The organism is Beijerinckia sp. 28-YEA-48, assembly GCF_900104955.1.
Classification (GTDB): domain Bacteria; phylum Pseudomonadota; class Alphaproteobacteria; order Rhizobiales; family Beijerinckiaceae; genus Terripilifer.
The window spans coordinates 4459849-4471635 of the sequence record NZ_FNSI01000001.1 but is presented as its reverse complement, the minus strand read 5'-3'; the positions used below and the strand labels follow the sequence as shown (position 1 = coordinate 4471635).

At 59.9% G+C, this 11787-nt stretch carries 12 protein-coding genes; 3 read left to right on the top strand and 9 right to left on the bottom strand.

The genetic code is table 11. The features are described 5' to 3' along the window. Positions 1–62: 62 nt before the first annotated feature. Positions 63–566: a cupin domain-containing protein gene (locus BLW50_RS20970; protein ID WP_090706177.1), complete on the top strand. Its 504-nt coding sequence runs from the start codon at positions 63–65 to the stop codon at positions 564–566. A 52-nt stretch (positions 567–618) separates the two neighbouring features. On the opposite strand, the gene BLW50_RS20965 is transcribed toward BLW50_RS20970, so the two are convergent. The 3 genes from BLW50_RS20965 to cobU form a co-directional block, all read right to left on the bottom strand. Further along, positions 619–1647: a tripartite tricarboxylate transporter substrate-binding protein gene (locus tag BLW50_RS20965; protein WP_090706175.1), complete on the bottom strand. Its 1029-nt coding sequence runs from the start codon at positions 1645–1647 to the stop codon at positions 619–621. 402 nt (positions 1648–2049) lie between these two features. Beyond that, positions 2050–2703 carry a LysR family transcriptional regulator gene (locus BLW50_RS20955; protein WP_090706171.1) on the bottom strand — a complete coding sequence of 218 codons (654 nt, stop codon included), beginning with the start codon at positions 2701–2703 and terminating at the stop codon, positions 2050–2052. 87 nt (positions 2704–2790) lie between these two features. Further along, positions 2791–3330 (bottom strand): bifunctional adenosylcobinamide kinase/adenosylcobinamide-phosphate guanylyltransferase, encoded by a 540-nt coding sequence (cobU, locus tag BLW50_RS20950; protein ID WP_090706168.1) that lies wholly within the window; start codon positions 3328–3330, stop codon positions 2791–2793. 76 nt (positions 3331–3406) lie between these two features. Between cobU and BLW50_RS20945 the strand changes: the two genes are divergently transcribed. After that, entirely contained in the window at positions 3407–4573 is a 1167-nt protein-coding gene (locus BLW50_RS20945) for an aminotransferase (RefSeq protein WP_090706165.1), read from the top strand. 4 nt (positions 4574–4577) lie between these two features. Then, on the top strand, positions 4578–5663 hold the full coding sequence (locus BLW50_RS20940; RefSeq protein ID WP_090706162.1) for a polyamine ABC transporter substrate-binding protein: 1086 nt from the start codon (positions 4578–4580) through the stop codon (positions 5661–5663). Between the two features lie 218 nt (positions 5664–5881). On the opposite strand, the gene dnaA is transcribed toward BLW50_RS20940, so the two are convergent. From dnaA to coaBC, 6 genes are all read right to left on the bottom strand, one after another. After that, positions 5882–7396: a chromosomal replication initiator protein DnaA gene (gene dnaA / locus BLW50_RS20935; protein WP_090709470.1), complete on the bottom strand. Its 1515-nt coding sequence runs from the start codon at positions 7394–7396 to the stop codon at positions 5882–5884. Positions 7397–8175: 779 nt separating this feature from the next. Continuing rightward, positions 8176–8436, bottom strand: coding sequence for a 30S ribosomal protein S20 (gene rpsT, locus BLW50_RS20930; RefSeq protein WP_090706160.1), 261 nt, complete (start codon positions 8434–8436; stop codon positions 8176–8178). Between the two features lie 140 nt (positions 8437–8576). Next, positions 8577–9557, bottom strand: a complete 981-nt coding sequence (cysK, locus tag BLW50_RS20925) for a cysteine synthase A (RefSeq protein WP_090706157.1) — start codon at positions 9555–9557, stop codon at positions 8577–8579. A gap of 57 nt (positions 9558–9614) precedes the next feature. Then, positions 9615–10067 carry an RrF2 family transcriptional regulator gene (locus tag BLW50_RS20920; RefSeq protein ID WP_090706155.1) on the bottom strand — a complete coding sequence of 151 codons (453 nt, stop codon included), beginning with the start codon at positions 10065–10067 and terminating at the stop codon, positions 9615–9617. After that, complete coding sequence (dut, locus tag BLW50_RS20915; RefSeq protein WP_090706152.1) at positions 10064–10534, bottom strand: dUTP diphosphatase; 471 nt, start codon at positions 10532–10534, stop codon at positions 10064–10066. Before dut ends, BLW50_RS20920 begins: the two co-directional genes overlap by 4 nt. Continuing rightward, a complete protein-coding gene (gene coaBC / locus BLW50_RS20910; RefSeq protein WP_090706149.1) occupies positions 10531–11766 on the bottom strand; it encodes a bifunctional phosphopantothenoylcysteine decarboxylase/phosphopantothenate--cysteine ligase CoaBC in 1236 nt (411 codons plus the stop codon). The genes dut and coaBC overlap by 4 nt, the downstream gene beginning before the upstream one ends. Positions 11767–11787 lie beyond the last annotated feature (21 nt).

Here is an 11787-nt window from a genome sequence, read left to right as displayed (position 1 = left end):
TTTGCGACGTCGCCTGTCGCCAATGGACCGCGCCGGCTGGTCACGCAAATTGGGAGAGAAAAATGGCCCCTGAGAGCATCACCGCGCCAGCCCCGGCAGATGAGCAAGCCCGTGTAGATGAGCTGGAAGCAAAGCACCTGGACGCCGAAAAGCGATATGGCAATTTCCGATATGAGAAGCCGGAAGGGGTCAGCACGGGGAAAGGGTTCGTCGCGCTGCACCGGACGGATCTGTTCAAGGCCGTCGTGCAAATTGTCAAAAAGGGCGGTGGCGAAAACAATCTTCACTATCACAGCCGGGTCGATACGTTTTGGATGGTGCTCAAGGGACGTGTCCGCTTCTACGGACCCAATGATGTGCTGATTGGCGAGTTCGGTCCCAACGAAGGCACGGTGACGCCGCGTTTTTCGCGATATTGGTTTGAAAGCGCCGGCGAGGAAGAGCTCGAACTTCTTCAAGTGGCCGCCTATGCGCCACACGCAAGGGACGGTGGGCGCACGGACGTTTCCGCGCAACGCTTCGTGCCGGGAACGGGAGAATTCTATTCCGCTGCGGAGAAAAAATAGAACGGAAAAATAGCGTTCGGGAGAAGGCGGGATTACGCCCGCCTTCTCATGTTCAATAATATCGCTCCAATGCGATCTTCCGCACCTGTTCCATGTGCGGCGCGTCCAACATGGTGAGGGATTTTTCGACCAGCTTGACGGTCTCCTCGGCGTTGGCGAAGGCGGGCACCAATTGTTGTTCCTTCAGCCGCTCCACCACCAAAGGATCATTCAACGCATTTTCCAGGGCCTTGCGCAACAGCGACAACAGTGCGGGCCTCGTTCCCGGCGTCGTGATCATGACGCGTCCCAAATCGGCGATATTGGCGCGCCATTCCAAAATTAACTTCTTATCATCGGACAGCGGGCTCACTTCCGCGATCGTCGGAATGTCAGGAAACATTTTTGATCGCGACAAGCCGACCGTCGCCAGAACCTTATATTGCTTTGCCCGCACGAAAAGGGCGGCGGAGTCGTGGGAAGCCACGCGGCCATCGACTTCTCCATTCGCCAGGGCGAAATTGACGCCCGAGGAGCCGCCATAACCAAGGACGATCTTGGCCGGCATATCCGTCACGTAGGCCATAACCGCCGTCGCATCGCTATTGCTGTCTGAATTGTTGACCGAGCCCCAAAGAACTTTGCGATTTGAGGCGACGAGGTCAGCGAGGGAATTGAAGCTGGATGTGGGAGAAACGGCGATGACTTTCTTTTCATCGGCGACGCGACCTATCCATTCCATCTTGCGAGGGTCGTAGCGGACGCCCGGCATCTTATAAAGGAAGGATGTCATCATGCCTTCGCCGCTGAGCAGCACGATGGTGCTGCCATCTTTTGGCGCGTTGACGACGCGATCGATCGCGGCCAGTCCGAGCAGTTCGTAGGTCGGCAGGAGCGTGGCGTTCAGGTATTTTTCCATCGGCGGGATGAGCGTCCGCATGTAAGTATCGAAGGCGCCGCCCGGGCCGCCTGTTGATACGAAACGGATTTGACGGCCGGCGTAATCCTTCTGCTCTTGAGACAAGGCGGAAGTCGCCGAAGAAGCGGCCAAGCCAAAGGTCAGCAGGCCTGCCAGAACGCTGGTTTGACCGACGCGGATCATATCAATCCTCCCTGATGTCTTTCGCCCAGATTAGCGTCTTTAAAAACGCGTTTGGCATGGCTTTTGGAAACAGTGTTGTTCCCTTTTGAGCCATTCAGCGAACGATAAGCGCGCTGCGGATGCCGCGCTGCGAAAGGACAATCAATGGGGAGCCTGGCAGCTAAACTTCCAGTCGCTCAGATCCAAACCACGATGCAAGATGATCCATGAACAACCGCACCCGATGGGACAGCTGGTTGCCGGCGTATATTCCATAGAGAGGGAGCGGGCCGACAGGGAATTCGTCCAGGATTGTGATCAACCTGCCCTGCTTGATATCCGAGGCAACGCTATATCTCGGCACGACGCCGATACCGAGATCCCGCAAAATACACTCGCGCAAGAACATTGAGCTGCTGGCGATCAGACTGCCCGAAACCTTGACCTCCAAGGGCCCATCCGCTGACTGGAAAACCCATCCCGCATTGTTGGTATGAATGGTGTGCCGCAAACAGTTATGGGCGAGCAGATCTTGGGGTGTTCTCGGCAATCCGTGCTGCTCAAGATAGCGCGGCGTCGCGCAGACCTGGAGATTGAACGCCGCCAATTGCGACAGACCAGAGTTGAATCACTCAGGTCGCCAAAGCGCAGAGCCAAATCAATGCCGGATTGGACCAGGTCAATTTTGCGATCAAACGGCAGAACCGTCATCTCAACGTCTGGATATTTTTTCGAAAAAGAGACGATGGCGTCGGGAAGCGCGAAAACCATGAAAGATTTTGGCGCCAACAGTCGGATGTGACCGCGCGGCTCACCATGATTGGCGGCCAACTCAAAATCGGCTTCGTCGAGATCATTGAGAAGTTTGGCACAACGTTCATAGTAGATGCGGCCAACTTCCGTCGGACTCACATGCCGCGTTGTTCTGTTGATCAGGCGAACGCCGAGCGCCGTTTCCAACGCGCTGATTTCACGACTGAGATAGGAGCGGGAGATGTTGAGCTGGCTTGAGGCGGCGGTAAAATTACGCGCTTTCACAACCTGGACAAAAAGCCGTAGCGCCCTCAGCCGATCCATTGGATATTTCGTCTCCTCATACAGCAGCTCGGTCCGGCAGCTTGGCGGCTAGGGTGCCATCCAAGACAGTACCAAACAAGGGACCTCTCACCCCTGCGGCTTGATCTGGAGCGGTAGCCCAGCCACCACCAGCACCACCTTGGCGCAAGTCGCCGCCATCATCTGGTTGAGACGCCCCTGGGCATCCCGGAAGGCACGGCCAAGCTCGGTGTCGGGCACGATGCCGAAGCCCACTTCATTACTGACCAACACCAGCGGATATGGGCAGGCGGCGACCGCAGCGGTCAATTGCTGGCTCTTGGCTTCCACGTCGTGTCCGGCCAGCATCACATTGGCGAGCCAGAGCGTCAGACAGTCGACGACAACCAGATGGGTGGCCGCGGCGGCTGAAGTGATCGCCTCGGGCAGGGCGAGCGGGGCTTCGATGGTGGTCCAGTCCGCCGCGCGCTCGGCCCGGTGATGGGCGATGCGGCGCTCCATCTCGGCGTCACCGGCCGTGGCCGTGACGATGATCCGCTTCCGCAAGCCGCTCGCATCGGCCAATTGCTGCGCGAAACGGCTTTTGCCGGAGCGGGCGCCACCGAGCACTAGGGTCGCCTGGGTCGCCAGGGTCGATTGTGCAGCCATCCGCTCCGTTTCCTTTTCTGTTCAGGTGCCTATGCTAGGAACCCACCACATCGTCCAGGACTGTTTTAGAAGCGCAATGAATCCCACACTCGCCGACCTGCCGACCACCATTTTCGACGTCATGTCCGGGCTCGCCCGTGATCTCAATGCGATCAATCTCGGCCAGGGTTTTCCCGACGACCCCGGCCCCGAGGACGTCCGCCGCGCCGCGGCGGATGCCGTCCTTAACGGCTGGAACCAATATCCGCCAATGATGGGCCTGCCGGAGCTGCGCCAGGCCATAGCGGCCCATTACAGCCGTTTCCAGGGCCTGGATCTCGATCCAACCACGGAGGTCATGGTGACGTCGGGCGCCACCGAGGCTTTGGCTGGCGCCCTGATGGCTGTGATCGAGCCGGGTGATGAAGTCGTGCTGTTCCAGCCGATGTATGACGCCTACCTGCCGCTCGTGCAGCGCGCCGGCGGCGTCGCGAAATTCGTCAACCTGCAGCCGCCGTCCTGGACCATGGCGCGCGCCGATCTGGAGCGCGTCTTTGGCCCGAAAACCAAGGCCGTGGTCTTCAACAACCCGCACAATCCCTGCGGCGTTGTCTATGAGCGCGCGCAGCTCGAACTGCTGGCGGAGTTCTGCGTCCGCTACAACGCCATCGCCATCTGCGACGAGGTCTGGGAACATCTGGTTTTTGACGGTCGCCAACACATCCCGATGATGAGCCTGCCTGGCATGCGCGAGCGCACCGTCAAGATCGGCTCGGCCGGCAAGATCTTTTCGCTCACCGGCTGGAAAGTCGGTCTCGTGGCGGCCGCACCTGCGGTGATGAAGGGCCTGTCCAAGGCGCATCAGTTCATCACCTTCACCACGGCGCCGAGCTTGCAGGTTGGCGTGGCGCACGGGCTGATGAAGGACGAAGCCTATTTCGCCACCATGCGCCAGACCTTCCAGGCGAGCCGCGATCGCTTCACCGCCGGCCTCAAGGATGTCGGCTTTAAGGTGATCCCGAGCCAGGGCACCTATTTCGTGACCATCGATATCAGTGAACTCGCCATTTCCGACGACGTCGCCTTCGCGCAGAAGCTTGTGCGTGAATTTGGCGTGGCGACGATACCGGTGTCCGCTTTCTATGCGGAAAACGTCTATCGCAACGCCGTGCGCTTCTGCTTCGCCAAAAAAGATGAAACGCAGGACCGCGCCCTTGAACGCCTGCGCCAGGCCGCCCCCGCCTTTGGACTATCGGGAAACTAAGAAAATGCGGAAACTCCTTACGTCTTTCGTCGCGCTGCTGGCGCTTGCCACACCGGCCTTGGCTCAGACCAAAGTGGTGAATGTCTTCAATTGGTCCGACTATGTCGACCAGAAGCTGCTCGACGCGTTCACCAAGGAGACCGGCATCAAGGTCGTCTACGACACCTATGATTCCAACGAGACCTTGGAAACGCGGCTATTGGCGGGCAAGAGCGGCTATGACGTGGTGGTGCCCTCGGGTACCTTCCTGCAACGGCAGATCAAGGCCGGCATCTATCAGAAGCTCGATCGGTCGAAACTGCCAAACAGTTCGGAAATCTGGCCGGAGATCGCCACGCGCCTCTCGGCCTATGATCCCGGCAACGAATATTCCGTCAACTATATGTGGTTTACCACCGGCATCGCGTTTAACGTGGAGAAGATCAAGGCGCGCCTCGGCGACCGCCCTATCGATTCCTGGGACATGATCTTCAAGCCCGAGAACATCAAGAAGGTCGCTGACTGCGGCGTCTATATGCTTGATAGCCCCGAGGACATTCTGTCGATCGCGTTGCGTTATCTTGGCCTCAACCCGGAAACGCGCAACCAGAACGAAATCAAACGGGCTGCCGACCTCGTGATGCAGGTCAAGCCCTATATCCGTAAATTCCACTCATCCGAATATATCAATGCCCTCGCCAACGGCGACATCTGCATGGCGGTCGCCTGGGCTGGCGATAGCTTTCAGGCGCGCAACCGGGCGCGTGAGGCGGGCAACGGTGTCGTCATCGACTATGTGATCCCGAAGGAGGGCACGCTGATGTCGATGGACAATCTCGCCATCCCCAAAGATGCCGAGCATGTCGACGAAGCCTATGCCTTCATCAATTTCCTGCTGCGGCCAGATGTAGCGGCGCGCAACAGCACCGTCACCAATTTCGCCAGCGGCATCTTGAAAGCCAAGGCTCTGCTGGCGCCGGAGATCGCCGACAACAAGTCGATCTATCCGGACGAGGCGACCATGCGCCGCCTCTTCACCGTGGCGCCTTACGAGCAGACGTTGCAGCGATTCGTGACGCGCGAATGGACTCGGATTAAGACGTCGCGGTGATTTTCAAGGAACGATAGCAGGACGCCCCGGGTGTCATACCGGACACGCTAAGCGTGATCCGGTATCCAGTGGCAAAGTACGTGCTGCTGTTCGTTTGGCTATGCCTGCAAAAAGGTAGCAGCCGTCTCAGGCTCTACCCCTTGCCCCTGGTTCCCGGATCATTCGCTGCGCAGATGTCCGGGATGACATCAAGGTCATGACCAGAAGGCTTTTGACCACTAATCAGTCAGCATGCGCTTCAACAGTTCGAGCTCTTCCGACAGCGGATTGTCGCTCTTCGACAGGGCTTCGATCTTGCGCACCGCATGCAGCACTGTGGTGTGATCGCGGCCACCGAATCGGCGGCCGATCTCCGGCAGCGAGCGCAGGGTCAGGACCTTGGCCAGATACATGGCGATCTGGCGCGGCCGCACCACGGTGGCCGTGCGGCGTGACGACAGAATGTCGGACTTCGACACGTTGTAGTGATTGGCGACGAGCTTCTGGATGTCTTCGATCCGCACGCGCTTGGGCTCGCTGGTGCGCACCAGGTCGCGAATAGCACTTTCGGCCATCTCCACCGTCAGCGGCGCACCGGCCAAGGTCGAATGGGCGATGAGCCGGTTGATGGCGCCGTCGAGATCGCGGCCATTGGTCTGAATGGCGTTGGCGACATATTTGAAGACGCTTTCCGGCACGTTGAAGCTCGGATGCGCGGTCTTGGCTGTTGCGACAAGCGATTCGACCATCTTGAGGCGCAGGTTCTCGTCGAACGGACGCATCTGCACGCACAGGCCACCGGCCAGGCGCGAGCGGGTGCGCTCGTCGATCGTCTCCAGGTCTGACGGCGGCCGATCGGCGGCGATCACCACTTGGCGGCGCGCATCGATCAGCGCGTTCAGCGTGTGGCAGAACTCCTGCGGAATCGATTTGCCGCGCAGGAACTGCACGTCGTCGATGACCAGCGTATCGATGCCGCGCAGCTTCTCTTTAAACTGGATCGCCGTCTGCGTGCGCAGCGCCGCGACGAAGCTGTACATGAAGCGCTCGGCGGTCAGGTAAATGACCTTCTGTCCATTGGCGCTGGCCGAATGGGCGATCGCCTGCAGTAGATGGGTCTTGCCGAGGCCGACCGAGGAATAAATGTAGAGCGGATTGAACTGCGTCGGTTCGTCGCGCGAACTGCGCGAGACCTTCTGCGCGGCCGCATGGGCGAGCTGATTGGGCATGCCGACGATAAAGGAATCGAAGGTGAGGTGCTTGTCGAGCGGCGCGCCGGCGAAGGCGTCGTTGACTTCGACTTCCGCAGGCGCGGTATCGATGCGCCGTACCGTCGGCGCGACAGCGCCGCTGCTGCGCACAGGCGATACGTCGTTGTGCGAATCTCCAACGAGTCCAATCGCGTTCTGCGGCTGGCCGACAAGAACCGGGCGTCGCGCGCTTGAGCGCACGTCGACGAGGACATGGGTCATGCCGGGGAATTCGGCGCTCACCGCGAACGTCAGGCGCTCAAGATAGTGCGACTGAATCCAGCTTTTGAGAAATTTGGTCGGCACCGTGCAAAACAGCGTCGTGTCGTTCATGCGCTCGAATTCGAGGCGCGCGAACCAGGAATTATAAATGTCCTTGCCGACTTCGCTGCGCAGACGCTGGCAGACGCGTTCCCAGGCAACACTCGTTTCGCCACGCGGCGGTGTTTCGCCGGCTTGACGAAGCGCGTGGTGATCTGAGGCGGGTTGCGAGTTGAGTGTCATGGCGATGTCCAAAGAATATCCGTCTTGCGCCTGGCATAGCCAGACGGCAACGCACGGTGATGATGATTGGTTTCTGTGCTGAAATTGAGAAGCGATCAGCTACGAATGATGTTCGGCGTCAAGACCTAAACGCGAGCGAACTCGGCAAAGCTGAAAGCGCAGTACGTTCGAAACGATAAATGGTTAAATGAAAGTTCGCCGCCATGTCCCCGTCTCCGTTTGCAGTTGATCTGCATTTGTTTGGCCCCCGCTGCCGGCTTGTCCCGAGCCGGCAACAGTCATCACTTGCACGTTCCAACGACACGCGTCTGCCTCTTTAAACTCTTGCTGAAATGTTTTGTCCGCTACCGAGCGATGAACATTCTCGTGCAGCATGCCCGCGCCGTTGGATCAACTTATTCACTGCTGTGAACAACACGCAACATAAAGCCGAGGCGCGGGCTGAAATAAATATTCAAGCGTGTGCGGCTTTTAGATTGACGCGGATAAATGGCTGATTCCGCGCGACAAGAAATTTACGCATTTCCGTCGCAATTGACGCGCTGAGAACGTCGCACGAGATGTTGCTGCGGCAGAGTCACTCTCGCAACAGGCTCACACCGAGAACACAGAAATCTTGGGGCCCAAAACGCTGATTCTTTGAAAGATTATTTGCTCGATGAAATGCGCGTTGCAAATGCCGCGTGACGACGAAGTGACAATCACAAAACAAGAAGCCTGGATCTTTCGATCCAGGCTTCTCAATCCATTCTAATGATAGACGCGATCGCAGTCTGAAATCAGAGTGCCTTCACGCGAATAGCAAGACGCGAAACCTTACGCGACGCGGTGTTCTTGTGCAGGATGCCCTTCTGCGCTGCGCGCATGATGACAGGGGCTGCAGTGTCGAACGCCGTCTTGGCGGCAGTGGCATCACCGGAAGCGATGGCCTCTTCGAGCTTGCGAACATAGGTACGCATCGCGCTGCGGCGCGAGCGGTTGACCGCGGTACGATGCGCGATCTTTCTGACAGCCTTGCGGGCCGACGCGGTGTTAGCCATGTGTTGTCCTCGAAAAAATGCCGGACATCCGCCCGGCAGGAATTTCAGCGGCGGGTCAAATAAAGACCCGCCATTTGCGGGCCCTTTTAGGCGCAATAGCCATCGGCGTCAACGCTTCTGAGTCTGGCTGCGGTGCCGGCTCAGAGTCCGTCGAACAAGGCCGTCGAAAGGTAGCGTTCGGCGAAATCGGGAAGGATGACAACGATATTTTTACCTTCCATCCCGGGCCGGGCGCCCACTTCCAGGGCGGCGGCCACGGCGGCCCCCGCCGAAATACCGACCGGAACCCCTTCCAGCCGGGCCAGTTTTCGCGATGTGTCGAAGGCGGTCTGGTTGCCCACCGTCACCACTTCGTCAATCACGGTGCGGTCCAGGATCGCAGGGACGAAACCGGCGCCAATGCCCTGAATCTTATGCGGGCCGGGCTGGCCGCCTGAGAGCACTGGGGAATCCTCCGGTTCGACGGCAACAATCTTAAGGCCAGGCTTACGTGGCTTCAGGACCTGGCCGACGCCCGTGATCGTGCCGCCGGTGCCGATTCCCGAAATGATCACGTCGACCGTGCCTTTGGTGTCGTTCCAGATCTCCTCGGCGGTGGTTTTGCGGTGGATTTCCGGATTGGCCGGGTTCTCGAACTGCTGCGGAATGACAGCGCCCGGCGTTGCGGCGACGATCTCGTTAGCCTTGGCAATCGCGCCTTTCATGCCTTGCGCCGCAGGCGTCAGCACCAGTTCGGCGCCGAGCAGGGCCAGCATTTTGCGCCGTTCGATCGACATCGATTCCGGCATCACCAGCATCAGTTTGTAGCCGCGCGCCGCCGCCACGAAGGCGAGCGCGATACCGGTATTGCCAGACGTCGGCTCGACCAGGGTGGTCTTGCCAGGCTGGATCTTGCCGGCCGCTTCCAGGGCATCGATCATGGCGACGCCGATCCGGTCCTTGACGCTCGAGATCGGGTTGAAGAACTCAAGCTTGGCCAGGATATTGGCCTTCACCCCAGCCTCGGCGGCGATGCGGTTGAGGCGGACGATCGGCGTGTCGCCGATGGTCTGGGTGATGGAATCATAGATCCGGCCGCGGCCGGGCACCTTGGTCCCTTGATCCTGCTTTGCATCGGCCATCGGAACCCTCCTTCGATATTACCATATAAATACTGTCGAAATAATAAAATACCAAAGCTAGATCGTAAAATCAATCGTCGCTTTGGCATCGCTGACCGCCGATGCGGTCTCGGCCTGCCGGCAAAGATCTTCCACTGTCGACCGGTCCAGAATGGCCAGGAGCTCCTTGCTGGCGTCGGCGATCAGCGGAACGATGACTTTATCGACCAGCGGCGAGGCGGTGCGATCTTCGCTCTGGTCGTCGAAGGTCTCGGACATAGCCGCCCGGACGATTTCGCCGACCGAAATGCGCCGCCGCTCGCGGGCCAGTTCATAGCCACCGCGCGGTCCCCGCACGCCTTTGAGGATATTAGCATGGACCAGGGCTTGCAGCAGTGTTTCAAGATGCCGGGGCGGCAGCTGATGCCGGCCTGCGAGCGTCTTGGCTGCCACGGGCGACGGGCGCGCATGCAGCGCGATATCGACGACGGCCGCTATGGCCAGAACAGCCCGACGCGATAACAGGATCATTTGGCGCCATCCCGCCCGCCTGTCGACCCGAAGCCACCGGCGCCACGCTCCGATGTTGCCAGCGCCGATGTCTCTTCGAACTCAAGCTGGCTGACGGGTGCGACCACCATCTGCGCGATGCGATCGCCGCGAGCAATAACGAAGGGCACATCGCCCAGATTGATCAGGATCACTCCGATTTCCCCCCGGTAATCGCTGTCGACCGTACCCGGAGCATTCAGGACCGTCACGCCATTTTTAAGGGCGAGGCCGGAGCGGGGGCGAACCTGCGCCTCGTAGCCATCGGGCAAAGCGATCGCCAGGCCTGTCGGCACGAGGCGGCGTTGGCCAGGCGCGATCGAGACCTGATCATCGGCGGGAATGGCGGCGACAAGATCCAGTCCGGCCGCGCCAGTGCTTTGATAACGCGGCAAGTCGAGCCCCCCGCTATGCGGCAGGCGGATGACGGGAACGCGAATGGTGTTCATGAGCGGGCCTCAAGGCGTTGGGCCAGCAGGGCAACGAGTTTCACTGCAACTTCGTCCTTCTTCATTTTCGGCCATGTTTCTATGCCGGTCGTCGTGACGATGTGAACTGTATTTTCATCGCCACCCATCACCCCGGTTCCCGGGCTGACGTCGTTGGCGATGATCATGTCGCATTTCTTACGTGCCAGCTTCTGGCGCGCATAGTCCTCGACCTTTTCGGTTTCCGCTGCAAAGCCAACCACGAGCTGTGGCCGCCCTTTCGTCAGCGCCGCGACTGTGGCCAGGATATCCGGGTTTTCGGCGAAGGTGAGCGTCGGCGCCTCTTTGCCCTTCTTGATCTTGTTGTCGTTCGCCGTGGCCACGCGCCAATCGGCGACGGCGGCTGCGGCGATGAACAGATCGGCGGGCAGCGCCTGGCGCGTCGCCTGCAACATTTGCTCGGCGGTCTCCACATGCACGGTGTGCACGCCAGCCGGATCGGGGATTGAAACCGGGCCGCTGATCAAAGTCACTTTGGCGCCGGCCGCGGCTGCGGCTGCGGCGATCGCATGGCCTTGCCGTCCCGACGAGCGATTGGCGATGTAGCGCACCGGATCGATCGGCTCATGGGTTGGGCCGGAAGTAATCACCACATGCTTGCCGCGCAGTGCGTTCGAGGTTTCGCCGCTTGGCAGCGCAATGACGGTCGACTGCTTGAGCATCTCTTCGATGCCAGCGACAATCTCCAGCGGCTCGCTCATCCGTCCCGGTCCAAACTCGCCGCAGGCCATGGCGCCATCGACCGGGCCGACAAAGGCAACGCCGTCCTCGCGCAGCCGCTGCACATTGCGCTGGGTTGCCGGATGCAGCCACATGCGCAGGTTCATCGCCGGCGCGACGATCGTCTTCTTGTCGGTGGCGAGCAGCAAGGTCGAGGCGAGATCGTTCGCCAAACCATTGGCCATCTTGGCGATGAGGTCGGCGGTGGCCGGCACCACAGCCAAAAGATCAGCGTCGCGCGACAGTTCGATATGGCCCATCTCGGCTTCGTCGGTCAGCGAGAACAGATCTTCGCTGACCTTCTCGCCCGAGAGCGCGGCCACCGAGAGCGGCGTGACGAAATGGCTGGCCGCTGGCGTCAGCACGGCGCGCACCGTGGCGCCGCGCTCACGCAGGCGCCGGATCAGGTCAAGCGCCTTATAGGCGGCGATGCCGCCACCGATCACCAGGAGAATCCGCTTGCCTGTCAGCATGTTCCCACCAAGGGCCGAAAG

What these genes read in the sequence shown, in the direction of transcription:
- BLW50_RS20970 (WP_090706177.1), top strand. Translation starts at nt 63, where the DNA reads ATGGCCCCTGAGAGCATCACCGCGCCAGCCCCGGCAGATGAGCAAGCC.
- BLW50_RS20965 (WP_090706175.1), bottom strand. Translation starts at nt 1,647, where the DNA reads ATGATCCGCGTCGGTCAAACCAGCGTTCTGGCAGGCCTGCTGACCTTT.
- BLW50_RS20955 (WP_090706171.1), bottom strand. Translation starts at nt 2,703, where the DNA reads ATGGATCGGCTGAGGGCGCTACGGCTTTTTGTCCAGGTTGTGAAAGCG.
- cobU (WP_090706168.1), bottom strand. Translation starts at nt 3,330, where the DNA reads ATGGCTGCACAATCGACCCTGGCGACCCAGGCGACCCTAGTGCTCGGT.
- BLW50_RS20945 (WP_090706165.1), top strand. Translation starts at nt 3,407, where the DNA reads ATGAATCCCACACTCGCCGACCTGCCGACCACCATTTTCGACGTCATG.
- BLW50_RS20940 (WP_090706162.1), top strand. Translation starts at nt 4,578, where the DNA reads ATGCGGAAACTCCTTACGTCTTTCGTCGCGCTGCTGGCGCTTGCCACA.
- dnaA (WP_090709470.1), bottom strand. Translation starts at nt 7,396, where the DNA reads ATGACACTCAACTCGCAACCCGCCTCAGATCACCACGCGCTTCGTCAA.
- rpsT (WP_090706160.1), bottom strand. Translation starts at nt 8,436, where the DNA reads ATGGCTAACACCGCGTCGGCCCGCAAGGCTGTCAGAAAGATCGCGCAT.
- cysK (WP_090706157.1), bottom strand. Translation starts at nt 9,557, where the DNA reads ATGGCCGATGCAAAGCAGGATCAAGGGACCAAGGTGCCCGGCCGCGGC.
- BLW50_RS20920 (WP_090706155.1), bottom strand. Translation starts at nt 10,067, where the DNA reads ATGATCCTGTTATCGCGTCGGGCTGTTCTGGCCATAGCGGCCGTCGTC.
- dut (WP_090706152.1), bottom strand. Translation starts at nt 10,534, where the DNA reads ATGAACACCATTCGCGTTCCCGTCATCCGCCTGCCGCATAGCGGGGGG.
- coaBC (WP_090706149.1), bottom strand. Translation starts at nt 11,766, where the DNA reads ATGCTGACAGGCAAGCGGATTCTCCTGGTGATCGGTGGCGGCATCGCC.